This is a genomic window from Rhodococcus indonesiensis, assembly GCF_047782815.1.
Classification (GTDB): domain Bacteria; phylum Actinomycetota; class Actinomycetes; order Mycobacteriales; family Mycobacteriaceae; genus Rhodococcus; species Rhodococcus indonesiensis.
Genome location: NZ_CP180630.1, coordinates 285,862 through 309,582, shown reverse-complemented (window position 1 = coordinate 309,582; position 23,721 = coordinate 285,862). Strand labels below are relative to the sequence as shown.

Genomic DNA, 23,721 nt, shown 5'->3' with positions numbered 1-23,721 from the left:
GGAAAGAGAACAATGTTTAAACGCTATCGGGGAAGGCCTGCTGCGTGTAACCGCCGCGCAGGGTTCCCTCGATGTACGCGGCCTTGCACGCGCGACGCGCGATCTTGCCGCTCGACGTGCGCGGAATCGACCCGGCCGGAACGAGCAGGACGTCGCGCGCGGTCACGCCGTGCCGTGCCGAGATCGCCGCCCGCACGGTGTCCGCGACCGGCTGCGGATCCGCCTTGCCCGCGCCCGGCGCACGCTCGGCGACGATGACCAGCTGCTCCGAGGCATCGTCGGCGTCGAACTGCAGGCCCGAGTGCGAGTTCTCGAACACCACCTGCGGCAGCTGGTTGGCCGGCACGGCGAAGGCGGCGACGAAGCCGGGACGCAGCGCGGAGCTGGCCTCCTGCGCCGAGAACTCCAGGTCCTGCGGGTAGTGGTTACGCCCGTCCACGATGACCAGGTCCTTGACGCGGCCGGTGATGTACAGCTCGCCGTCGACGTACACGCCGTAGTCGCCGGTGCGCAGCCAGTGCGCGTCGGCAGGCGTGCCCTCGGCGTGACTGCCGTCGGTCAGGCGGTCGGCGATCGTGTTGTGGAAGGTCTCCGCGGTCTCCTGAGTTCGTCCCCAGTACCCGATGCCGATGTTCTCGCCGTGCAGCCAGATCTCCCCCACGTGCCCGTCCGGCACCTCGGCGGCGGTCTCCGCGTCGACGATCGCGGCCCACTGGCTGCGCGCGACGTAACCGCAGGAGACCTGCGCGATGGCGTTCGGCGCCTCCTTGTCGACCTTGACGATGCGGCCGGCGCCCAGCTGGTCGCGGTCGACGTAGATGACCTTGGCCTCGTCGGTGTGCCGGGTGGACGAGACGAACAGCGTCGCCTCCGCCATGCCGTACGACGGCTTGATCGCGGTCTTCGGCAGGCCGTACGGCGCGAACGCCTCGTTGAACTTGCGCATCGAAGACGTGGTCACCGGCTCGCTGCCGTTGATCAGGCCGATCACGTTGCTCAGGTCGAGGGTCTCACCCGGCTTCGGCAGTCCTCGCGCGGCCGCGTGCTCGAACGCGAAGTTCGGCGCCGCGGCGAACGTGCCGGCGCCGTCGGAGACCGCAGCGAGTTCCTTGATCCACCGGCCCGGCCGCTGCACGAAGGCGCGGGGGCTCATGATGGTGATGTACTTGCCGCCGATCGCCGGCAGGATGATCGTGAGCAGGCCCATGTCGTGGAACAGCGGCAGCCACGTCACACCACGCGAACCCTCGTTGAGTTCGATGGAGTCGGCCATCTGGATGCAGTTGGTGAGGACACCGCGGTGGGTGATCTCGACGCCCGCGGGCACCCGGGTCGATCCGGAGGTGTACTGCAGGTAGGCGATGTCGTCGGTGCCGATCCGGGGTCGCGTCCACGACTCGGCGACGGTGTCGGGAATCGCGTCGACCGCGATGATGCGGGGGCGCTGCGCGGCGGGCAGCGGCCGGAAGAACTGCCGGACCCCGGCCGCGGAGGTGGTGGCGGTGAGGATGGCGCTGGGCGTGCAGTCGCCGAGGACGGCATGCAACCGGTCGGTGTGGCCCGGCTCGTCGGGGTCGAACAGCGGGACGGCGATGGTGCCGGCATAGATGGCCGCGAAGAAGGAGACGACGTAGTCCAGGCCCTGCGGGGCGAGGATGGCGACGCGGTCGCCGGGCTCGGTGACCTGCTGCAGCCGGGCCGCGATCGCGCGCAGGCGGACCCCGAACTGCTGCCAGGTCAGCTCGTGGACCTCACCGTCACGTTCCCGCGAGTAATCGATGTAACGGTACGCAAGATCGTCGCCGTTCTCGGCGAAATGCTGCTCGAGGTGGTCGAGCAGAGTGTTGCCGTCGGGCAACACGATCTGTCCGTTCTCATCGATGAACTCTTCGAACCCGACGCTCATTCCTTCTCCCTGTCGAAGCGATCCCACAACCACTCGACATGGTTGCGCCCCGTCCTTGTCCTCGCGCTAGCGGATCGTCGTACCTGTACAGCTCAACAGCATCCGGCCGTGCGTCTCACGAATCTGTCCATCGATCCGAAATCACGATTATGTTACAGATCCGCATCGGTCATTCCCCCGCCAACAGCGGAATCACCGGTGCGAACGCCTCCATCTGAGTGGGGAAGACCCCCACATAGGACATCCCTGTCTTCGCCCGCACGTTACGGATCTGCTCGGCGATCTCCTCGTAGGAACCGATTGCGAGATACGGCGATTCGAGGATCTCGTCCACGGTGAGCCGGACGTCCACCTCGATGTTCGGGGGGAAGCCCTGGTCGAGAGCAGCCAGTGCCATCTCGGCAGTCTGCTCCCGATCATCCGTGACGAGAATCATCGTGATGGTCCAGTTCAGCTCGATGTCATCGAACCGATCCCCCGCTGCGCGACGGATCACGTCCACCCGCTCCACAGTCTTGCCCATCGTGATCCCCGACAGCAACAAACGGCCGTCCCGATTCGTGGGCGTGGCCACCGAGATAATGTCGGCGTACTTCGCCGCCAGGGCGAGCATCTTCGGTCCCCCGCCGCCGACCGCGATGGGCGGGCGCGGGCCCTGCCGCGGACGCGGACTGCCCTTGAGGCCGTCGATGCGGTAGTGCTTGCCCTCGAAGTTGCATTCCCGGCCGCGCAGGAGCACGTCCAGGATCTGCAGGGTCTCCTCGAGCTTCTCGATCCGGACGCCGGGACGTTCGTAGGCGATGCCCGCCTTGTCGAACTCCTCCTTCATCCACCCTGCGCCGATCCCGAGCTCGAGCCGTCCGCCCGAGAGGACGTCGACGGTCGCGGCGTCCTTGGCCAGGATCGCGGGATGCCGGAAGCCGTTCGCGAGGACGGCGGTGCCGAGGCGGATCTTGTCGGTGGCGACAGCGAGCGCACCGAGAGCGGCCATGGGTCCGACCTGGTTGCCCAGGTGGTCCGGGATCATGAAGCTGTCGTAGCCGAGTTCCTCGGCCTTGCGCGCCAGCTCAACGAAGCGCCGGGCACCGCCCTCCTCGGCATTGCCCTCGCCACCCGCGGCGAAACGGAACTTCCGCGGTTGCGTGACAGCCGAGCCGTCGGTGGCGCTCATCGAACCTCTTCTCGTGTGGCAGTGGTCGCGCGTCACGCCCCGGAAGGACTTCCCGGGTCGTGACCGAAGGTCGAGTCTAAGCGCCGACCGACCAGTGAGTGTATCGGGTGGTGATCCCCGACACTACCGGCCGGTAACAACGAGGAGTGGTCACTCCTCGGGAGGGGTCGGCGCCTCCTCGATCTTCTCGCTCGCCCAGTTCGCCACCCACTGCGTCGCCGTCGTACCCGAATCGTCCACGACGAAGGTGTTGTACAGCGCGTGCACGGGGTTGTTCATGTACTCGAGCAACCGCGGCGCGCTGGCGAGCCAGTTGCCGGGATTGAGCGCATTCGGCGGGGCGTCGCAGATCCCGTCCGTCGGTGCACAGATGTCCACCACCTTGTCCTCGAGCTCGCCGAATCCACCCGGCCGCGCGCCGGTCATGGTGATCCCCGGCAGACGCAATCCGTTCAGCGACAGCTCGGCGCCGACACCCGCGACGGGCGGCCCGATCGTCTCGACCGTCCCCGGATCGCGACGGCCGTCGGCGATGAGCGCCACCCCGAGCACGCGGTCCGCCGGAACAGGCCCGTCACCGGCACCGATGCGCGACGCGACGTCGCCCGCGATGACCGCGCCCTGCGAGAATCCGGTCAGCACGTAATTGGTCAGCGGGCACTCGGCGAACCGTCGCTCGAGGATGTCCTCGGTCGCCGCGGTGCCGGCCGTGCGGCTGTTGTTGTAGGACTGCTGACCGTCCGGCGGGAGCGCCACCGGATTCGAGAACTGGGCCACGTACGGAACGGTGTACACATCGGCACGCTGCGCGTCGAAGCGCTCCTGCAGCGGACGCGTGACGTTCAGCATCAGCGAGAGCGGATTGAACGTCGGGTTGTACGGATCGTCCCAGGCGGCCGACTCCCACGTGCCCGGCACCGCCACCACCTGGACGTCGGGGCACGAGGCCGGCTGCGCCTGGGGCTTCTCGGGCCCGAGCGGCCCCGGCGGCCCCGGCACCGGGAGCCGGCCCGCGAGGATGTACCACATCGCGAGCACGGCCGCCAGGACGACCAGGATCCCGAGTACGAGGATTCCCCGCCTCCGGCGTCGTTGCTTCGCTCGGGCCGTCATGGTTGCTGCTCCTAGCAGAAGGTGTCGCGGGCGACGGTGATGTAGACGTCGGCGGTCGTCGCGGCTTCGGCGTCGGAGATCTCCTTGCCGGCGGCCGTGGCCTCGCTGCCCACTGCGGCGGTGACGATCGTCTTGATCTCCTCGGGCGAGCTGCCCTGTGCGGTCGCGGCGCAGATGTAGTTGGCCGTGTTGATGGCGATACTGCCGTCGGCGGCGGGTTCCACGCCCTGCTCGCGCAACCCGTCCAGGAACGCCTGGCCGCGGTCGTCCACCGGCACCTCGGCCGGGCCCGGGAATCCGGGTTCGGTCTCCGGCTGCGCCGGGGGTGCGGTGGCGGCCTCGCCCGGACTGGTGGTGGCCGCGCCCTCGGGAGCGGTCGTCGTCGCCTTGGCGGCGGTGGTCTCGGCGGCGGATGTCGAGGTGGTCGCCGACACGGACGTCGACGGGGTGTTCGTCGCCGTGGAATCGTCGCTTCCGCAGGCGCCCAGGAGGGCGGTGGCGGCGAGCGCCGCGGCGCCGGCGCCCAGGACGCGGGTCAGGCTCGAACGGGTCCGTGCAGGCATGTGGTGGTGTCCTCGCATCCAATCGTCGGAAATGGGCAGTGCCCAGGCTACAGATGCGAACCGGGCGGTGACCGCGACCCGTGCGTCGCGGTCACCGCCCGATCCGGTGGTTGCGGGCCGCCGCAGCGGCACCGGAACTGCGGGTGACGATCCTAGGGGCGGACGGTGGCCACGTTGTCGACCACCGTGACGAATCCGCCCTGGAAGTTCTGCTGGACACCGCCGGGGATGGGGAACTCGTCGCCGACGGGGAAGCCGAGGCGACCGTTCTCGTAGCCGGCGCTCTTCCACGCCTCGAACACGGGCCCGTTGCGAACGGACCAGGCGCCGCTGAGCGGACTCCAGTAGATGTTGCCGCCCTCGAACTCGTTGAACCGGCCGCCGTCCTTGACGGGGATCTCGCTGGTCTTCGGGAATCCGAGCCAGCTGTTCTCGTAGCCGAGTTCGGCGTACTTGCCCATGATCATCCCCTGCACGGCGTGCGCGCCGAGCGGCTCGGTCCAGTAGAGGGCGCCGATCTCGAAGCCCTGCACCACTCCGGGCTTGTTCGGGGTGGCCACCTCGTCGGCCACCGGGTAGCCGAGCGGACCGCCCTCCCAGCCCTGGCGCGCCCACTCGTCACGGATGGCGCCGCGCACGGCGTGCGCCCCGGTCTGCGGGGTCCAGTAGATCGAGCCGTGCTGGAAGTGGTTGAACCGGCCGCGGCCGTCGGGGGTGCCACGTTCCTCGGTGGTCGGGTAGCCGAGCGGACCGGCCGGCCCGCCGGCGGCCTGGTAGGCCCCGCCGACGGCACCCGCCACCGGGCGGGCGCCGCCCTCGGTGGAGGAGAAGATCCGGCCGAAGCGGAAGTCCTGGACGCGCCCGCCCGCGACGGCGTACTCCGGTGTGAGGCAGTCGCCGATCCACGCGGCGGCGGCGTCGCCGATCGCGCCGGATGCGCTGCAGTTCGGCTTCGTGACCTCCACGCCGAGGGCGTTGGCGAGCTGCGGCCACAGCTGGTGCAGCTCGAATTCCCAGTACGGCCACGAATGGGTGCCCGACGGCCGGTAGACCACCTGCGCGGGGATGCCGACCTTGTTCAGTTTGGTGGCGAACGCCTGCGAGGTGAGCCGCGACAGGATCTCGAGGCCCATGCCGGCGTAGTTCGTGCTCACGCCCGGGACACCCGACGGCTGGTCGTACGGTCCGGTGCTGCCGCTGCCGCTCGAGACGTACAGGCTCACGCCCTCGAGCTTGTCCGCGAGCAGGTAGGGATCGTGGGCGGCCCATTGCTCGCCGCCGGGGGTGCCCCACATGGCCGACGAGTCGAAGCCGCCGGCGTCCTGCATCGCGTACTGGATCGCCTGCGGCATGCCGAGGGTCGTGGTGGTCAGGATGCCGGAGAGCGACCCCGCGAACTTGAAGAAGCCGGGGTTGCGCGCAGGCAGGAACATCGCGGCGGTGCCGCCCATCGACAGGCCGACGACGCCGCGCTCCTTCGTGGTGCGCCAGTTGCCCTCGAGGATCGGGGGAAGTTCCTTGGTGAGGAACGTCTCCCACTGGTAGTTGCGCCCGTTGTTCTGGTCCACCCAGTCGGCGTAGAAGCTGGACTGTCCGCCCACCGGCAGCACGACGTTGACGTTCTTGTCCGCGAAGAAGGCCTCGGCGTCCGTCTCGATCGTCCAGCCGTTCTCGTCGTCGCGGGCGCGCAGGCCGTCGAGCATGTAGACGGCGGGGAACCGCGCTTCCGGTTCGATGTTCCAGTCCCGGGCCAGCAGCAACTGCACCTGGATGGGCGTGCCCATCGCCGGCGAGTTCACCCACAGGGCCACGCGCCGGTCGGTCAGCCAGTCCACCCGCTGCACCGTCACCCCGGACGGCGCCTGCGCGGCGGTGGGCTCGCTGCGGTCCACCGGCACCGCATACGCGGCGCCGACGGCGAGGGTTCCGGCGACGAGGGGGGCGACGAGAGCTGCGGCGACCGCCCCGAAGACCCGCCGCCTCCGTCGTGCGGGCGGCACCGGCTGCCGGGCGCGCACGGTTGGACGTCCGCCAAGCACAGTTCGCATCGGCATCGCTCACTTTCTGCGTTGCTGGGGCGTCGACGGGCGACCGGGCCCCGCGTCTCGAAGACTGTTTCTACACGTGAACGGGCGCCGGGTGGGGGTGCCGCGCTGTGACGGCTGTGGTTTTTGTCAACTATCCGGGAAACGGCGCATGCCGCCCCTCGTCCCTCTCGGGTCGTGGGGCGGCATGCGGACCGTCAGTGTGTGCCGGGTGGTTCGGCGCGATCAGTAGGCGTTCAGTGCCTCGAGGATCTGGGGACGAGCCTTCCACAGCTCCTCTTCCCAGTACTTCCAGGAGTGCGTGCCGCGCGCCGGGAAGTCGAAACGGGCCTGGATGCCGAGGGTGGCCAGCTTGATCTGGAAGGCGCGGGTCTGGGCGAGGGCGAGCGCCTCGAGGCCCATGGCGTTGGCGGTGTTGTAGACACCCACCAGGCCCTGCGGGTTGTCGTGCTGACCGGGCAGGCCGCTGGCCGCCGAGATGTACATCGACAGGCCGGCGAGCTTCGGCGCGAACACGAACGGATCGTTGCGCAGCCAGGCCGGGCTCCACGGCGGGCCCCACATGGAGTCGACGTTGAAGCGGCCGGCGTCGAGCATCGCGACGCGGATGGCCTCACGCATGCCGGGAGCCGACAGGTTCAGGTAGCCGGAGAGCGACGACGCGAACTTGAACTGGTCGCGGTGGTAGGCGGCCAGGGTCAGCGCGGCGCTACCGCCCATCGACAGGCCCAGGATGCCGTTGTTGCTGCGGGAGACGCCGCGGGTGGCGAGGTAGTCCGGCAGGTTCTCGGTCAGGAACGTCTCCCACTTGTAGGTGACGTCCTGGCCGTTGAGGTTGCTGGGCGCGTACCAGTCGGTGTAGAAGCTCGACTGGCCGCCGACCGGCATCACCAGGGTGACGTTGTCGTTGGCGAACTGGTCGCGCGCGTTGGTCTCGAAGCTCCACGCGTTCGCGTCGTCCCGGGCGCGCAGGCCGTCGAGCAGGTACAGCGCCGCGTCACCGCCGCGGGCGGCCCACTGGATCTGCACCTTGATCGGGCCCATGTCGGAGTCGACGAAGACTTCCTCGAACCCACCGGCCGGTGCCCGGTGCGAGATCGGGGTGGCGGCTGCGGGAGCGGCGAGCGCGGCGGTGCTTCCGGCGACGCCGGCGGCAACCGGCAGAACGAGGGCTGCGGCGCCCACGCCGAGCACGCGCCTGCGGAGGCGCTGCGACAACCTCGGGACAAAACGCATGAACAATGCTCTCTTTCTCGATCTGCGGCGTCCGCGTGCGCGTCCCCCGTCGGATACCGGCGGCGACGACCGAGCGGGCCGTCACAAGTCACACTGCGGTCAAGACTGTAAAGGACACCGTGGGCTCTGACAAACCCTTGGTAACCCAGGTCGACGAACCGTGTGTCGGCTTCGATATCGGCCCACACTGCCGATGCGTTACTCGTCCGTTATCGGCTGTGATCATACCGAGATAATTCCGGCGGTCTACTCCGGGCCGCCCGGAACGAAACGACGCCGGTGTGATTCGCAGCCCGGACGCCCGCGTTCAGCCCCCGTCACGTGGGGGCGGAAGCTCGAGGCCGCAGCGCTGGATCTCGTATTTCGGCACCCGGTCGAGCCGATAGTCCGCATATTCGAACGAATTGCGAAGATTTCGCTTGAACAGCGGCCAGGTCAATTCCGCGCGGGAGGACGCGAGCAGTTCCTGCGTCTGCGGACACGTCAGCGCCACCTGCGCCTGCGCCGCCCAGTCCTCGTCCAGGTAGGCGGGCAGCCACGGGTGCACATCCACCATCCCCGTGTCGGCGACGACCCAGTCGGAGTAGAGCAGCTTGTCGTGCCCGATGCGCCCGTCCTCGAGCCGCTCGGTGTGCGCCGCCAACGGGTATGCGAGCCCCATCTGATCGAGCACCTGCACGTCGAGCCCGACGTTCATGCTGGTCATGCCGAGGTTGAGGAAGTACACGGTGTGGCCGGCACCGCCCGGCGGTACCGGTTCCGGCGGCGGGACGACGTCCCAGGCATCGAACGACGGTGTCGGCAGCAGCAGTCCGCCGTCGGGGGTGTTCGAGATCGCCTCGACCATCGCCCGCATGCGCGGATAGTCGAGGTAGTCCTCGGCCCGGACGGGATGCAGATGGCCGGTGTTGAGGGCGTAGAACGCCCGCTCGTCGACGATCCCGGAACGGCCCACCACCGCCCCCTCGGGCATTCCGGTGGTGTTCGCGGCGATCGCCGACCACACCACCACCCCGAGCCACAACGCGCCTGCCGCACCCGCGACGGCCGTCGTGCGATTGCGGCCGATCTCGGCGCGCGCGGGAAGACGCAAGGGAATCACAGCGACGGGAACGAGCAGACAGAACAGCGGCGGCAGCAGCACCCGGCCGTGCATGAAATCGCCGCCGACCCGAAGGGCGTAGAGCGTGAGCAACAGTCCGGCGCCGAGCATGAAGACGACCACGGCGGACGGGGTGCGCAACGCCCGCTGCGCGCGGACCACGAACGGCGCTTCCGTGTGACGGATTTCACGTTTCGGCGCACCCGCTGCGAGCGGTGTCAGGGAGCGCCACGCGAGCGCGGCGCCGAGCAACAGGAACAGCAACGGCAGCCACAGCAGGTACGGGCTCACCAGGTTCCCGAGATACTCGAAGCCCTGCGCCCACTTCGCGCCGCCCGCATCCTTGGCCACCGCCGTGTTCGGGTAGGGCAGTCCGTAGTAGCCCATCCGCCAGATCTGATAGGCCACCGGCACGGCACCGGCCACCGCCACCATCGCGATCCGCACCCGCCACGTGAGGCCCGCGGCGAGGAAGAGCATGAGCAGGGCCGGGAGCGCGAGGAGCGCCAGTTCGGGACGCACGAGCGGGCCGAGGCCGGCCACGAACGCCGTCGCCAGCACCGACGGCGCCGACGGGACCCCCGGCGCCGTCGCCCACCGCATGAGCAACAGCCACACCAGGGCGATCCAGCAGATCACCAGTCCGCTCTCGAGGCCGGAGGTGGCGAAGTCCCGCGCGGGGGGCACCGCGATGTAGACGAACATGCCGGCGGGAACCAGCAGGAAGGTGGCACCGCTGCCCCGCAGCCGCCACCGGTACAGCCGGCCCGTGCCGAGCATCGCCAGCACCACCGCCGCGGTCGACAACACGAGCGCCGTGGCCAGGACCACGTACTCGAGCCGCACACCGGTGAGCCAGCCCATCGCGTACACGAGATACGTCCACAGGGTCGACGTGTTCGCCTCCACGCGGTCGCCGGCGTTGAACACCGGGCCGTTGCCCGCCAGCAGATTGCGCACGGTGCGCAGCACGATCAGGCCGTCGTCGGCGATCCAGCGGCGCTCCCACGCGCCCCAGAACATCAGCAGGGCCGTCAGTGCGACGCCACCGGAGAACACCGCGGTCGGCACCCACGGCCGCACGCCGTCCCGGCGGGCCGGCCGGGCCCGGCGGGCCGGGGCGTCGAGATCCTCGTCGAGGTCAGAAGAGGTAGACAGCACCGCCGACCGCCCCGATCCAGGCCACCGCGAGGAGTTGCAGCACCCGGTCCTTCAGGGCGATCTCCTCGGGTTCGCCGGCCTCCCCGCCGTCCACGTCGACCGCGTACCGCAGGATCGCGATCACGAACGGAACCATCGAGATCGCGAACCAGTTGGTGTCGTTGGCCTGGTCGCGTTCGAACGCCCACAGGCCGTAGCAGATGACGACCGCCGTCGCCGACAACGTCCACACGAACCGCAGGTAGGTGCCCGTGTAGTACTCGAGCGACTTGCGGATCTTCGCGCCCGTCCGCTCCGCGAGCCGCAGCTCCGCGTACCGCTTGCCCGCCGCCATGAACAGCGAACCGAACGCCATGATCAGCAGGAACCACTGCGACAGCGGGATCTCTGCGGCCACACCACCGGCGATCGCGCGGATGAGGAACCCGGACGAGACGATGCAGATGTCCAGCACCGGCTGGTGCTTGAGGCCCAAGCAGTACGCGAGCTGGATGCCGATGTAGACGGCCATCACCACCGCGAGCTGCCAGTTCGCCAGGAACGACAGCGCGATCGCGCCGGCCAGCAGCACCACCGCCATTCCGTAGGCCAGGTTCACCGGCAGCACGCCGGCGGCGATCGGCCGGAACCGCTTGGTCGGGTGGGCGCGGTCGGCCTCGACGTCCATCGCGTCGTTGACCAGGTAGATGCCCGAGGCGGCCATGCAGAACACCACGAAGGCCAGGGCGACCGGGATCAGGACGTCCAGTTCGGTCGCCGAGCCGGCCGCGAGCGGCGCTGCCAGCACCAGCACGTTCTTCACCCACTGCCGGGGGCGGACCGCCTTGACGATGCCCTCGGGCAGATTCTTCGGAGGTGCCGCGACGGCTACCGGTTCCTCGCTCATCTCTCTCCAAACTTCTTCTCGGCCCGCACTACGGCCGCGGCGGACGCGGCGCCGAGCGCAGCCCCCGCCAGCACATCCGTCGGATAGTGGACTCCGAGCACGAGGCGGGACAGCAACATCGGCGGGACCAACACCGCCGGTAAGGGTAGCCCCGTCAGCCGGCCGAGCAGCACCGCAGCGGCCGTCGTCGAGGTGGCGTGCGAGGACGGGAAGCTGAGCCGGCTCGGCGTGGACACGTTGACCTGGACGGTCGGGTCCACGGGCCGCGGCCGCCGCACCACCCGCTTGACCGCGATGGACGCGGCGTGGGCGCCGACGGCGCCGATCGCGACACCGGCCCAGCGGCGCCGGCGCGGACGGTCGACCAGGGCCCCGATACCGCCGATCACCGCCCAGCCGAAGGCGTGCTCACCGAAGTGCGACATCCCCCGGGCCACCGCGAGGGCCCCGGGACGCGAACCGACCGTGGACTGCACGACCTGCAGCACCTGGATCTCGGCCTCGGTGGTCGGCCATTCACGATTCGAAGACACGCTCCCACTCCTCCTTGCTCGTCAGGGCGGGAACCGCGGCCTGGTACTCGTCCTTCAACTCGGGGAACCTGCGGGCAAGCTCGCGGCGCAGCCGCACGGCCTCGGACAGCAGCGCCTGCGCCTGCCGCGGGTCGCGCTTACGGTAGACGACGCCGCGCCCGTCCGCGGTGGTCACGGTCACACCGTCGACCTGCGACAGCAGGAACCAGCGGGCGTCGAGAGTCGGCACGTTCAGCTGCGGGCGCTCGTGGTGTTCCGGATGCGCCGGGCGCACGTTGTGCACCAGGCCCTTGGCGAGGCGCACCATCTTGCCGACGGCTCCGCGCGGCTCACCGACCGCCCCGACCTCGGCGCCCGACGGCAGTGGCAGCTCGGTCGACGACGGCAGCACCACGGCGTCGGAGAACCGCTGGCGCAGCGCGTGCACTTCCCCGAGCGCGGTCGGCAGCAGCTCGAACAGACGGTCCGGGCCGGCCAGGAAGTCCTCGATCGCCTTGTTCTGGATCGCCACCGTCGAGTACTCGAGGCACAGCAGGTGCTTGAGCGTGGCCTTGACGGTGTCGAGGACCAGGCCACGTCCGTCGCCCGGCATGTGCAGCGCCGCGACGACGAGACGGTTGCGCAGGTGGAAGTACGCCTGCCAGTCGATGGCGTCGTCCTTGTCGCTCCACGCCATGTGCCAGATCGCAACGCCCGGCATGGTGACGGTCGGGTAGCCGGCGGCGCGCGCCCGCAGCCCGTACTCGGCGTCGTCCCACTTGATGAACAGCGGCAGCGGCTGACCGATCTCCTCGGCCACCTGCCGCGGGATCATGCACATCCACCAGCCGTTGTAGTCGACGTCGATGCGCCGGTGCAGCAGCTTCGACTGCTCGCGGTCGCGCAGCGGCTTGGTGGAGAAGTCGTGGTCGTACTCGACGTTCGGCGCCGCCGTCCACATGAAGTTCGCCCGGTCGATCACCTCGCCCATCGTGTGCAGGTGACTGCGTTCCTGCAGGTTGAGCATCTGACCGCCGACGAGCATCGGGGTCTTGGCGAACCGGGACAGGGCGAGAGCGCGCAGGATCGAGTCGGGCTCGAGCTCGATGTCGTCGTCCATGAACAGGATGTACGGGCAGTCGGTCGTCTTCAGCGCCTCGTACATGATGCGGCTGTAGCCGCCCGAGCCGCCGAGGTTGCCCTGGTCGTGGATGGCGAGCCGGTTGCCGAGCTCGGCCGCCGCCTCGGTGAAGCCGGGCTCGTCACGAACCTTGCGGGTGCCCTGGTCCGGAATGATCACGGCGTCGACGACGTCGAGGACCAGCGGATCGGAGGCCAGGGCGACCAGGGCCTTCACGCAGTCCGTCGGGCGGTTGAAGGTGGGGATGCCCACGGCGACGGACGCCTCGCCGGGCGCCTCGACCGGCGCGTACCACCCTGCCGAGCGCAACGTGACGTCGGAGTCGGTGGTGATGTCGAACCAGATCCAGCCGCCGTCCTCGAAGGGGCCGAGGTCGATCTCGAATTCGACCGTCGCGGCGTCGTGCGCGGCGGAGAACTCGCGGCCCTCGACGTGGATACGGCTCGAGTCGGCCTTCGAGCGGTACACGTCGGCCCGGCCGTGCCCGGTGAGTTCGAGCCGCAGCACCACGGAGGTGAGGGTGCTCCACCGTCGCCAGTAGCTCGCCGGGAAGGCGTTGAAGTAGGTGCACAGCGACACCTCGGACTCGGCGCCGATGTTCAGCGAGGTCCGGCCGACGGCGTGGGCGCGCCGCGCGTTGGTGGGTGATTCCTCCAGGTAGAGGGTGCGCACGTCGAGCGGTTCGCCCGGACGCGGCAGGATCACCCGCTGCAGCAGTGCCTTGCCGAGCCGCTCGTCGACGGGTGCGTCGGGCTCGACGAGCAGGTGCCGGGCGCTCACGAGGCGTCCCCCGCCAGTGGGGTGCCCGATTCGAAGTACGGCGCGAGCGCGTTGTCGAACATGCTCAGGGCGCTCGCGATGGCCATGTGCATGTCGAGGTACTGGTAGGTGCCGAGCCGGCCGCCGAACAGCACCTTGTTCTCGGTGGCCTCCTGCTTGGCCCGCTCCCGGTAGGCCGTCAGCTTGGCGCGGTCCTCCGGGGTGTTGATCGGGTAGTACGGCTCGTCGTCGTTGCCGGCGAAGCGCGAGTACTCGCGCATGATCACGGTCTTGTCCGTGGGGTAGCTGTCCCGCTCGGGGTGGAAGTGCCGGAACTCGTGGATGCGGGTGTAGGGCACGTCGGCGTCGTTGTAGTTCATCACCGGGGTGCCCTGGAAGTCCGCGGTGGGCAGCACCTCGGTCTCGAAGTCGAGGGTGCGCCAGCCGAGCCGGCCTTCGGCGTAGTCGAAGTAGCGGTCGAGCGGGCCGGTGTAGACCACGGGGGCGTCGGGGCTCGCGGCGCGGATCTCGTCGCGCACCTCGAACCAGTCGGTGTCGAGCCGCACCTCGATCTTCTCGTCCTTCGCCATGTTCTCGAGCCACGCGGTGTAACCGTCGACGGGCAGACCCTCGTAGGTGTCGTTGAAGTACCGATTGTCGAAGGTGTAGCGGACCGGCAGCCGGGTGATGTTGCCGGCGGGCAGTTCCTTCGGGTCGGTCTGCCACTGCTTGGCGGTGTAGTCGCGCACGAACGCCTCGTAGAGCGGCCGGCCGATCAGGGAGATGGCCTTCTCCTCGAGGTTCTGCGCCTGCGCGGTGTCGATCTCGGCGGCCTGCTCCCGGATCAGTGCCCGGGCCTCCTCCGGGCTGAAGTACCGGCCGAAGAACTGGGACACCAGTCCCAGCCCCATGGGGAACTGGTAGGCCTGGCCCTTGTGCATCGCGAACACGCGGTGCTGGTAGTTCGTGAAGTCGGTGAACCGGTTCACGTAGTCCCACACCCGCTTGTTGGAGGTGTGGAACAGATGGGCACCGTACTTGTGGATCTCGATACCCGTCTCGGGTTCGGGCTCGGAGTAGGCGTTGCCACCGAGGTGGTGGCGGCGCTCGACGACGAGGACGCGTTTGCCGAGCTGCGTGGCGGCACGCTCGGCGATCGTCAGTCCGAAGAACCCGGAGCCGACGACGATCAGGTCGTGCTCACCGGTGGCAGGCTGGGGCGAGGGTGCAGCGGTCACGGAAGACCAGGGTAGGCGACCCGCGCGCCCGTGCGCGTTTCCGGTAGCGGGAGCGACCGGAAACACACACGAGTCAGGCGAGGCGGGCCCGGAGGGCAGACCGGACGAACTTCGCACCGTCCGGGCCGCCGTAGTTCGCGGCGAACCGCTCGTCGGCGACGTACATGTCGGCCAGGCCCAGGATGTAGTCCCGGTTCGGCTTCTCCCCGTACCCGGGGGTGCCAGGGATGCTGCCGAGCCACGCGATGTGGCGACGGGCCAGGTTCTGTCCTTCCGGGCCGGCGGGGTCGAGGCCGGCGGCCGCGGCGGCCGTCCAGTCCGCGCCCAGGCGGGCGGCGACGGTCTTCCAGTCCGCGCGCTCGTCGTCGCTCATGCCCCGCCACCAGCGGTCGCTGCTCTCGTAGGCGTCCTCGCCCCAGCGTTCGATCACCTCGTCGCGGTACTGGGTGTGGTCGAACCCGTCGAATACTTCGTCTGCCATCAGTTCCTCACCTCTCTCGGTTCTGCGGATAGTGGTGCGCACCGACTCGATCTGCCGGGCCAGCCGCCGCTGCTCGTGCTCGAGCAGTTCCAGGTGCACGCGCAGCGCCGCGGTGGCGTCGCGGTGCCCTTCGAGCACCTCCGCGATGGCCGGCAGGCCCAACCCCAGGTCGCGCAGCAGCAGGATGCGCTGCAACCGGACCAGGGCGTCGGCGTCGTAGAACCGCATGCCGCCCGGGCCGGTGCGGCTGGGCTCGAGCACGCCGACGTCGCCGTAGTGACGCAGCGTGCGGCTGGTGACGCCGGCTGCGCGGGCCAGTTCCTGGATGGACCATTCGCCCTTCATTCGCGGGCCTCTCTCGTCGGGTATCCCCAGGATGCGTCTTGACGCAACGTCAACGTCAAGTGCATTCCGGTCCCGTTCGTCCGGATCCGCGCCTACGGTTCTCCTGACGTCCCGGCCGACAGGAGAAGCGGTATGACACTGAGCGGTATGACACTGATCAGCGGACTGCCCGCCCACCCCCTGCTCGTGCACGGGGTCGTCGTTCTGGTGCCCCTGGTGTCGCTGGGCCTGGTCCTGTGCGCACTGTGGCCGGCCGCGCGCCGGCGCCTGCTGTGGCCGGTCGTGGTGCTCGCGGCCGCGGCGCTGGTCCTGACCCCGATCACCGCCGAGACCGGCGAGCAGCTCGCCGGTGTCCTGGGCCCGTCTCCGCTGATCGAGACGCACGAGGAACTCGGCGAGACGATGACCCTCGTCGTCGCGCTGTTGTTCGCCGCGACGATGTTGCTCACGGGTGCGCACGTGCTGCGCGGCCGCGGCGACGGCAGCGGGCGACGAGCCCTGACCGTCGTCGCGGCCGCGTTGGCCGTCGTCGCCGCGGTAGGTGCGACGGTGCAGACCGTCCGGGTCGGCGAGTCCGGCGCCGAGGCCGTCTGGACCGGACGGCTGCCGTGACGGCGGTGCGTCAGACCGTCGCGGGTGCCCCTGTGTCCGGTGTCGTTGCGTCCGGGGTCGCGACCGGGGTGCGTGCCGGTCGCAGCAGCAGCAGCGCCACTGCGGCCAGGACGACCACGCCGGCGACGGCGAAGTACAACTGCGCCGGCGACCAGCCCGCGTCGAGCAGCATGCCCGCGGCAGTGGGGGCGAGGATCGCGCCGGCGCGGCCGACGCCGATCGCCCAGCCGACGCCCGTGCTGCGCACCCGCGGGCCGTAGAGGGACGGGGCGAGGGTGTACAGACCGGCGATGCAGCCGTTGATCAGACCGCCGATCACGATTCCCAGCGCGAACGCGACGGCGAGTACCGAGATCGAGGCGATGAACACGGCCATGGCCGCCGCCGACAGGCCGGTGAAGGTGATCAGGACGGACCGGGTCGACCACCGGCTAGCCAGGACGCCGAACAGCACGGAGCCGACCGTGCCGCCGAGGGTGAGCATCATGCCGGCGGTCGCGCTCTGATCCTTGGTCAACCCGGCCGTCTCGAGCAGCGACGGGGTCCAGGAATTGACGAAGTAGAAGCCGAACATGGTGGTGAAGAACGCCGCCCACAACAGCAGGGTCGGGCGGGCGCGGCTTCCGGTGAAGAGGTCCGCGATGCGGCCGGCCCCCGCCCCGGTGCCGCGGGTGGAGCCGTCGAGCGAGTCGATCGGGTCCTGGCCGATACGACGGGCGATCCGGTTGATCGAGGCGAGATCGCCGTCTCGGCCGCGGGCGCCGAGGAACTCGATCGATTCCGGCAGCAGCGCAGCCAACAGCACCAGCACCGTTCCGGTCAGCAAGGCACCGACGACGAACACTGCCCGCCAGCCGTATTCGGTCTGCAGGCCCACGGCGGCCAAGCCGCCGAGAGTGGCGCCGACGCCGTACCCGGCGGTGTAGATGCTGATGGCCAGGCCGCGCCAGCGCGCCGAGGAGTATTCGCTGGCGATGACGGTGGTGCAGGCGAGCACTCCGCCGATGCCGAGACCGGTGAGCACCCGCCAGGCTCCGAGCTGCCAGGCCGATCCCGCGGTGGCGGACAGCGCCATTCCGGCGGTGGCGAGTGCGACCGACAGGAGGATGAGCGGCCGGCGGCCGACCCGGTCGGCGACCGGGGCGAGGGTGATCGCGCCCACGGCCATACCGATCAGTCCGGCGCTGAGGAGCACACCGATCGCCGAGCCGCCGAGCGCGAAGTCGGCGCCGATGCTCTTGGCCGTGAAGGCCAGGGCCATGACGTCGTAGCCGTCGAGGATGTTGAGCACTACGCACAGGGCGACGATCAGCCACTGGTAGGGGCGCATCGGCGACGTGTCGATGCGAGCACGAAGGTCCATGCCGAATTCCTTTGAGGGAGGGTGTATCCGATGACCAGGCCGTCAGTGGACGGCGAGGGTGACGGTGCCGGGCACGGCCGGGGCGCCGGGACGGCGCACCACTCGCGACACGCAGGCACACAACTTCGTCGCGGCCGTCTTCTGCTCTTCGCTGTAGAAGACGTCGCGGTGGTCGACGGTGCCGTCGACCGCGGCGATACCGACCTGACACAGACCGCATTCGCCCTTGCGGCAGTCGAACATCATGTCGACACCGGCACGTTCGAGTGCGTCGAGCAGGGACTCGTCGGTTCCGACGGTGGTTTCGACGCCGAGGTCGGGAACCTTGACGACGAACTCTTCGGCGTCGAACCAGCCACTGTTGCCGAAGGTTTCGTAACGGAGGTTCGGCAGCGGAAGCTCGCGGTCCACCCAGGCGCGACGGACCGCGTCCATCAGCCGGATCGGCCCGCACATGTACAACTCGGTGCGGGCATCGACGCCGTCGACCAGGGTGCCGACGTCGAGGCCGGTGCCTTCGTCGTCGATGTGCAGCTCGAGCCGGTCCCCGTGGAGCCCGGCCAGTTCGGAGAGGAAGGCCGTCGCCGAGCGGGTGCGGGCGACGTAGACGAGGCGGTAGTCGGCGCCGACCCGCTTCAGCGCCGTGCCCATCGCGGAGATCGCCGTGATGCCGATTCCGCCGGCGAGCAGGATGTAGCGCTGCGCGCCGATCCGCAACGGGAAGTTCTGCAGCGGTGCGGTGACGTCGAGTTCGTCGCCTGGTCGCAGCGCGTGCATGAATCGCGATCCGCCCCGCGAGGTCGGGGACAGGTGCACACCGAGGGTGACGGTCCGGCCGGCGGTGCCGGCGGAGACGACGGAGTAGGACCGCACCTCGCCGGTGTCGAGGCGCACGTCGACGTGGGATCCGGGTTCGGCTCGGACCGGGGTGTCGAGGGCGAGGACGATCCGGGCGATCGCGTCGGCCGCAGGGTCGATCGAGACGACGCGGCCGCGCTGCCAGGAGGGCTGGTTGGTGGCACTCATCTCAGCGCACCGCCTCGGCAATCGAGGTGCCGGCAGCGACGATCCGTTCGGCCTCGATCATGCGCTGGATGATCCTGCGCACCCACATGCCGCCGGCGTCGATGTTGAGGTTGTAGAACTCGTGGCCGGGGTTCGCCTCGATCGCCTTCTGCTGGGCGGTGAGCATCGCCTCGTCCTCCCCGAAGACGCCGTGCACGCCCTCGCGCAGTTGCGTGGTGATGAGCTGGCTGTCGAGCCGGTAGTTGCGCATGAATGCCCAGAAGTAGAGGGCGGTGCGTTCGTCGACCGGCGAGATGGTGTTCATCACGAATCCGTTGACGCCCTGGCTGCGGTCGCCTTCGGGGGCGCCCGTACCGGCCTTCGCCACCCCGACGTCGATACGGATGGTCGACGGCGCCTGGAATTCGATGATCTGCCAGCGATCGACCTTGCCCTCGAAGCCGGGGAACTTGTCGCGCATGTTCTTCAGCCAGAACGGGGGCGCGTCGATGTCGTGCATCCACCGGGTGACGGTGACGGTGCGGTCGTCGTGGGTGACGACGAAATCGGATTCGCTGAGTTCGTCCTGCCCGATCGACGACGAGTGCACGAACTCCTCGTGGGTGAGGTCCATGAGGTTGTCGAGCACGAGCTGGTAGTTGGCCTGCACGTCGATGGTGCGCCCGTCGCCGGCCCAGTCGGGTGAATCCATCTGGAACATGTCGGGGATGGTGCTGGGATCGGCAAGCATCGGATCACCGGGCCACACCCACACGAAGCGGTGCCGCTCGACGACCGGGTACGAGGCCACCATCGCGGACGGGTTGATCGTCTGCTGGGCGGGCATGTGCGTGCACCGTCCGGCGGAGTTGAACTGCAGGCCGTGGTAGGGGCACTGGATTCCGTCGGCGCCGACGAGGGTGCCCATCGACAGCGGGGCGAGGCGATGCCAGCACGCGTCGGCGAGGGCCACCGGCCGGCCGTCCTCGGTGCGGTAGAGCGCGAGCGGTGTGCCAGCGATGGTACGGGCCAGGATCTCGCGCCTGCCGACCTCGTGGTCCCAGGCTGCGACGTACCAGGCGTCGAGGGGGTAGGCCATGTTCTTCGCGGTCGCCCCGGCGGGCCCCAGATCGGTCATGTCGTTCCTTCGGGATGAGCGGAAAGACTACCTATCGACATAGATAGTTGGTGACGTGAACCACACACTAACTATCGATATAGTGGTTGGCAAGACCTGCCCCCGAAACGAGAGGTGAGGACGAGATGAGCCTCCGCTATGCCCTGCTGGCGCTGCTCACGGCCGAGCCCCTCACCGGGTACGACGCCGCCAAACGCTTCGGCGGCTCGGTGGGCTTCGTCTGGCACGCCCCGGACTCGCAGATCTACCCCGAACTCCGCCGGATGGAGAAGGAGGGCCTGATCGAAGGCGAGCAGGTCCGCTGGGGACCGAACAGCACCAAGACCCGCTACTCGATCACCGACGACGGCATCCGCGCGTTCCGGGACTGGATCAACGCCCCGATGGACTACGGGCCGATCCGCGACGCTCCGCACATGCGAGCGGCCTACTTCGAGTGGGCCGACCCCGACTGCGTCCGCGAGAACCTACAGCGGCACATCGACTACTACACCGAGCAACGGGCTCGATGGGCCGCCATGCGCGCCTCGATCCTCGACGCCTCCCACCCCACCATCGCCACTCGCATCGAGAAATACCCCGCGCAGGAACACGAACGGATCATCGCCTACAAGGCATTCGCCTACCAGGGGCTCGTCGAACGCGCGACCGCCGAGATCGAATGGGCGCACGACGGCCTGGCTCTCGTCGACAAGCTGTCCCCCCCGTCGCCCTGACGCCGGCCCCGGCGAACCGTTCCGGGTGGGCGGGAACTGCCACCTCATGGCGCACGCTCCGGAACCACCGCCGCGGCGCGGGAGGTTTCCGCGGACGTTCACCGCGCCGCCCGGCGTCGTTGGCGCGCCCGTCGCCGCGGTGCGGCTCACTGAGACCGGTGCGCATCGTTCAGCTCGCCAACTTCTACGGTCCCCGGTCCGGCGGCCTGCGCACCGCGCTGCACCAGTGGGGCGGCGGGTACGTCGCGCGTGGGCACGAGGTCGCGCTGGTGGTGCCCGGCGCCCGGCGCGGCGAGGAACTGCTCGGGAACGGGGTCCTGCGGATCACCGTTCCGGCGCCGGTCGTGCCGTGGACCGGCGGATACCGGGTGGCCGACCCGCGGCGTGTCGCGGATGTGCTGCGCGGCCTGCGGCCCGACGCGGTGGAGGTGTCGGACCGGCTGACCCTGCGCGGGTTCGGTCGGTGGGCGCGACGCCGCGACGTCCGCAGCGTCGTCGTCTCCCACGAGCGGCTCGACCGCCTGCTCGGCCAGGTGCTGCCGTCGCCGGCCGCACGCCGGGCCGCCGACCTGGCCAACCGCCGGATGGCCGCGGACTACGACACGGTGGTGTGCACGACGGAGTTCGCAGGTGCGGAGTTCACCCGCATCGGAACACCGAACCTCGTGCGGGTGCCGCTCGGCGTCGATCTCGACCGCTTCCATCCCGACCGTCACGATCGGAGCCTGCGCGAGCGGTTCGTACCGGGCTCGGTGCGGCTGCTGCTGCACTGCGGCCGGCTGTCCGTCGAGAAGAAGGTCGAGCGCAGCATCGACGCGACGCGTCTGCTGCGTCGTCGCGGGCACGACGTGCACCTCGTCGTCGCCGGTGACGGCCCGAGACGACATGCGCTGGAACACAAAGCCAGAGGACTGCCGGTGACGTTCACCGGATTCATCACGGACGCCGGCCGGCTCGCCGCGCTGTTCGCCACCGCCGACGTGTCGCTGGCCCCCGGCCCGCACGAGACGTTCTGCCTGTCGGCGCTCGAATCGCTGGCCGCCGGCACGCCGGTGGTGGCCTCGCGCTCGTCGGCGCTGACGGAGATCCTCACCCCCGATTGCGGCGCCCTGTCGGCCGATCGCGGACCCGCGTTCGCCGAGGCCGTCGACGAAATACTCTGCGGACCGGACGATGTCCTGCGCCGCTCCGCACGTCGTCGAGCAGAGCAGTTCGGCTGGGCGGCGTCGGTCGACGGGATGCTCGCGGCGCTCGGCGCCTGCGGATAGCTTTCCCCGACCCGGGGGGTTTGGCCGAATGTCACATCGCATCGATCGGATCGACGCAATGTGACATTCGGCCACGAAACCGGGTGCTACTCGGCGCTTCCCGTCCCCGGCAGCCACTCGCGCATGATGCTCGAGTCGATCACCTGCGCGCCGAGGTCGGGGGTCCAGACGATGATGCCGCCGGTGAAGACGCGGAACTTGCCGCGTTCGTCGGGCAACATCAGTTCCGGGCCGACCGGGGTGCCCAGCGCTCCGTCGTGTCCGCCGAGCTCGAGGTACTTCTCCTCGATGGGCGAGCCCTGGCCGGTCTCGAAGGGTTCGTCGCCGACCTCGGGACCGGGCTCGGGTGCGGGAGTGGACGGCGGAACCGCGGCCTCCGCACCCTCCTGGACGGTGAACCAGTCGGAGCGCAGACCCAGCTTGGCGCGCGCCTCGGCGCCGGTGGTCTCGACCGTGCGATCGGCACCGACGATGCGGACGTGGGTGACGCGGCCGCCGTCGGCACCGAGGTTGTTGCGGCCGACGATCTCGAACGCCTGCAGTTCACCGATCCCGAAGGCCGTGCCGATCTCCCCGGCGGTCATCGTCTTCGCCCACTGCCGGTTGGGCGCGACGGCGTCACCGAGGTCCTCGACGGAGGGGAACACGCCCCCGGCCGAGTAGCCACCGGTCGAGGCCGAGAACTCGCTGGCGACGACCTTGCCGTCCTTCATGAGGACGGTGCCGCGGGTGGAGTTCACCGCCTCGTTCGTGCGGGGGTCCTCCTTGCTCGATCCCGCATACACCTGACAGTTCTGACTGTCGCACGTCTGCCACAGCGGTGAGCGGTTCTCTGCCGCGGCATAGGAGCGGGCGGCGATGGCCTGCGCACGCAGCGCCTCGGCACCGCCGGTGTCGGCCCAGCTGGGCAGCGACTCGACCGGGACGACACTGAGCAGGTAGTCCTCCATCGACAGCCGGTTGACGGTGCGCGGCGCCGAGCCGTCGAGGACGACACCGAGCGAGCCACGGTAGGGGGCACTGTTGCCGCAGAGCTTCAGGTGTTCGGCGGCGGGCCGGGCCTCACCCATGTCGGCGGGGTCGACCCAGGGCAGGTCGGCGCGGCCCTGCCACAGCACCTCGCCGGAACATCCGGCCGTGACGACGACGTCCGCTCCCCCGTCGGCGGTGGGCGTCAGGTGGGCAGCCTCGCCGGGCCCGGTCTGCCGGCCGGCGACGGTCATCCCGGTGTCGGAGTAGACGTCGAGGGGCGCGTCGTCCTGCCCGACGAGCCGGACCGCGATCATGGTGTTCTCGGGGAGGGCGCCGAGGGTGGTGCCGCCGTAGTAGTGGCCGAGGATGCGATCGGCGGACCACCCGTGCTGCGAGGCGTAGCCGTAGGCACCCCACTGGCCCATGCCGCGTCCGTGACCGTGGCCGAAGCCCACGAAGGTGAACGGGGTGTCGGCGGCGACGGCCTGCGTCACCTCGGGTCCGGCGGTGCGCACGTGCATCACCCCACCGACTGCCGCGCCGATCAGCAGCGCGGGCGCGAGACCGACGGCCGCGGCGCGGGCCGTGGCGGGTCGCCAGCCGTTGCGGAGGGGGTGTCCGACGACGAGACGCCGCCGGCGGTGGGTCCGGCGGATGGACATTCGTGGCATGCGCTGCACTCCCTCGTTCTCGCACCGTGTGCCGCCCGGACGCAGGTCCGCGCGTATCGGACATTCGAGACGGATCCTCAAGCTCAGGTTGAGGCTTAAGGTTGTCTGCGACTAGTGTGGCAAGAGTGACTGGAGGAAGCAACAACAGCCACACCAGTAACAGCAGAATCACAAGTTGCACACGATTCTCGGCCGTTCCGCACTCCGGGTCGTCCGGATGACGGAGGATTCGGTTCGATTCGAGCCGGCTCCTCGGCCTCGGCCGAGCGCCGCCCGGCCGCCGAGGACCGCCGCGAACATCGACAGGGAGAAGCACC

The 23,721-nt window shown here is 69.6% G+C and carries 19 protein-coding genes; 3 read left to right on the top strand and 16 right to left on the bottom strand.

What is annotated here, in order from left to right; translation table 11 throughout:
• Positions 1 to 16 precede the first annotated feature (16 nt).
• From fadD32 to ACM26Y_RS01380, 12 genes are all read right to left on the bottom strand, one after another.
• A complete protein-coding gene (fadD32, locus tag ACM26Y_RS01435) occupies positions 17 to 1,906 on the bottom strand; it encodes a long-chain-fatty-acid--AMP ligase FadD32 (RefSeq protein WP_010596187.1) in 1,890 nt (629 codons plus the stop codon).
• Between the two features lie 169 nt (positions 1,907 to 2,075).
• Positions 2,076 to 3,077: an LLM class F420-dependent oxidoreductase gene (locus ACM26Y_RS01430; RefSeq protein ID WP_003937155.1), complete on the bottom strand. Its 1,002-nt coding sequence runs from the start codon at positions 3,075 to 3,077 to the stop codon at positions 2,076 to 2,078.
• 150 nt (positions 3,078 to 3,227) lie between these two features.
• Complete coding sequence (locus ACM26Y_RS01425; protein ID WP_003937156.1) at positions 3,228 to 4,190, bottom strand: cutinase family protein; 963 nt, start codon at positions 4,188 to 4,190, stop codon at positions 3,228 to 3,230.
• An 11-nt stretch (positions 4,191 to 4,201) separates the two neighbouring features.
• A complete protein-coding gene (locus tag ACM26Y_RS01420; RefSeq protein WP_003937157.1) occupies positions 4,202 to 4,753 on the bottom strand; it encodes a DUF732 domain-containing protein in 552 nt (183 codons plus the stop codon).
• A 152-nt stretch (positions 4,754 to 4,905) separates the two neighbouring features.
• On the bottom strand, positions 4,906 to 6,771 hold the full coding sequence (locus tag ACM26Y_RS01415; RefSeq protein ID WP_416062464.1) for an alpha/beta hydrolase-fold protein: 1,866 nt from the start codon (positions 6,769 to 6,771) through the stop codon (positions 4,906 to 4,908).
• Between the two features lie 252 nt (positions 6,772 to 7,023).
• Positions 7,024 to 8,034, bottom strand: coding sequence for an alpha/beta hydrolase (locus ACM26Y_RS01410; RefSeq protein WP_029540191.1), 1,011 nt, complete (start codon positions 8,032 to 8,034; stop codon positions 7,024 to 7,026).
• 307 nt (positions 8,035 to 8,341) lie between these two features.
• On the bottom strand, positions 8,342 to 10,297 hold the full coding sequence (gene zomB / locus ACM26Y_RS01405; RefSeq protein ID WP_416062463.1) for a flagellar motor control protein ZomB: 1,956 nt from the start codon (positions 10,295 to 10,297) through the stop codon (positions 8,342 to 8,344).
• Positions 10,278 to 11,183 carry a decaprenyl-phosphate phosphoribosyltransferase gene (locus ACM26Y_RS01400; RefSeq protein ID WP_416062462.1) on the bottom strand — a complete coding sequence of 302 codons (906 nt, stop codon included), beginning with the start codon at positions 11,181 to 11,183 and terminating at the stop codon, positions 10,278 to 10,280. Before ACM26Y_RS01400 ends, zomB begins: the two co-directional genes overlap by 20 nt.
• Positions 11,180 to 11,716: a phosphatase PAP2 family protein gene (locus ACM26Y_RS01395; RefSeq protein ID WP_003937162.1), complete on the bottom strand. Its 537-nt coding sequence runs from the start codon at positions 11,714 to 11,716 to the stop codon at positions 11,180 to 11,182. The genes ACM26Y_RS01400 and ACM26Y_RS01395 overlap by 4 nt, the downstream gene beginning before the upstream one ends.
• Positions 11,700 to 13,616 (bottom strand): glycosyltransferase, encoded by a 1,917-nt coding sequence (locus ACM26Y_RS01390; protein ID WP_416062461.1) that lies wholly within the window; start codon positions 13,614 to 13,616, stop codon positions 11,700 to 11,702. The genes ACM26Y_RS01395 and ACM26Y_RS01390 overlap by 17 nt, the downstream gene beginning before the upstream one ends.
• Positions 13,613 to 14,833 carry a UDP-galactopyranose mutase gene (gene glf / locus ACM26Y_RS01385; RefSeq protein WP_003937164.1) on the bottom strand — a complete coding sequence of 407 codons (1,221 nt, stop codon included), beginning with the start codon at positions 14,831 to 14,833 and terminating at the stop codon, positions 13,613 to 13,615. Before glf ends, ACM26Y_RS01390 begins: the two co-directional genes overlap by 4 nt.
• A gap of 73 nt (positions 14,834 to 14,906) precedes the next feature.
• Positions 14,907 to 15,659, bottom strand: coding sequence for a MerR family transcriptional regulator (locus ACM26Y_RS01380; protein WP_416062460.1), 753 nt, complete (start codon positions 15,657 to 15,659; stop codon positions 14,907 to 14,909).
• A gap of 147 nt (positions 15,660 to 15,806) precedes the next feature.
• Here ACM26Y_RS01380 and ACM26Y_RS01375 point away from each other — a divergent pair, with 147 nt between their 5' ends.
• Complete coding sequence (locus ACM26Y_RS01375) at positions 15,807 to 16,271, top strand: DUF2231 domain-containing protein (protein ID WP_416062459.1); 465 nt, start codon at positions 15,807 to 15,809, stop codon at positions 16,269 to 16,271.
• Between the two features lie 10 nt (positions 16,272 to 16,281).
• Here the strand turns inward: ACM26Y_RS01375 and ACM26Y_RS01370 are convergent, their stop codons facing one another.
• From ACM26Y_RS01370 to ACM26Y_RS01360, 3 genes are read right to left on the bottom strand one after another with little or no spacing between them, the layout of a single operon-like run.
• Positions 16,282 to 17,634, bottom strand: coding sequence for an MFS transporter (locus tag ACM26Y_RS01370; protein ID WP_416062458.1), 1,353 nt, complete (start codon positions 17,632 to 17,634; stop codon positions 16,282 to 16,284).
• Positions 17,635 to 17,676: 42 nt separating this feature from the next.
• Positions 17,677 to 18,660 carry a PDR/VanB family oxidoreductase gene (locus tag ACM26Y_RS01365; RefSeq protein WP_416062457.1) on the bottom strand — a complete coding sequence of 328 codons (984 nt, stop codon included), beginning with the start codon at positions 18,658 to 18,660 and terminating at the stop codon, positions 17,677 to 17,679.
• Position 18,661: 1 nt separating this feature from the next.
• Complete coding sequence (locus ACM26Y_RS01360) at positions 18,662 to 19,777, bottom strand: Rieske 2Fe-2S domain-containing protein (protein ID WP_416062456.1); 1,116 nt, start codon at positions 19,775 to 19,777, stop codon at positions 18,662 to 18,664.
• A 125-nt stretch (positions 19,778 to 19,902) separates the two neighbouring features.
• Between ACM26Y_RS01360 and ACM26Y_RS01355 the strand changes: the two genes are divergently transcribed.
• Entirely contained in the window at positions 19,903 to 20,493 is a 591-nt protein-coding gene (locus ACM26Y_RS01355; RefSeq protein ID WP_416062455.1) for a PadR family transcriptional regulator, read from the top strand.
• Between the two features lie 158 nt (positions 20,494 to 20,651).
• On the top strand, positions 20,652 to 21,761 hold the full coding sequence (locus ACM26Y_RS01350) for a glycosyltransferase (protein ID WP_416062454.1): 1,110 nt from the start codon (positions 20,652 to 20,654) through the stop codon (positions 21,759 to 21,761).
• Positions 21,762 to 21,847: 86 nt separating this feature from the next.
• Here the strand turns inward: ACM26Y_RS01350 and ACM26Y_RS01345 are convergent, their stop codons facing one another.
• Complete coding sequence (locus ACM26Y_RS01345; RefSeq protein ID WP_416063759.1) at positions 21,848 to 23,395, bottom strand: SpoIID/LytB domain-containing protein; 1,548 nt, start codon at positions 23,393 to 23,395, stop codon at positions 21,848 to 21,850.
• Between the last annotated feature and the right edge of the window lie 326 nt (positions 23,396 to 23,721).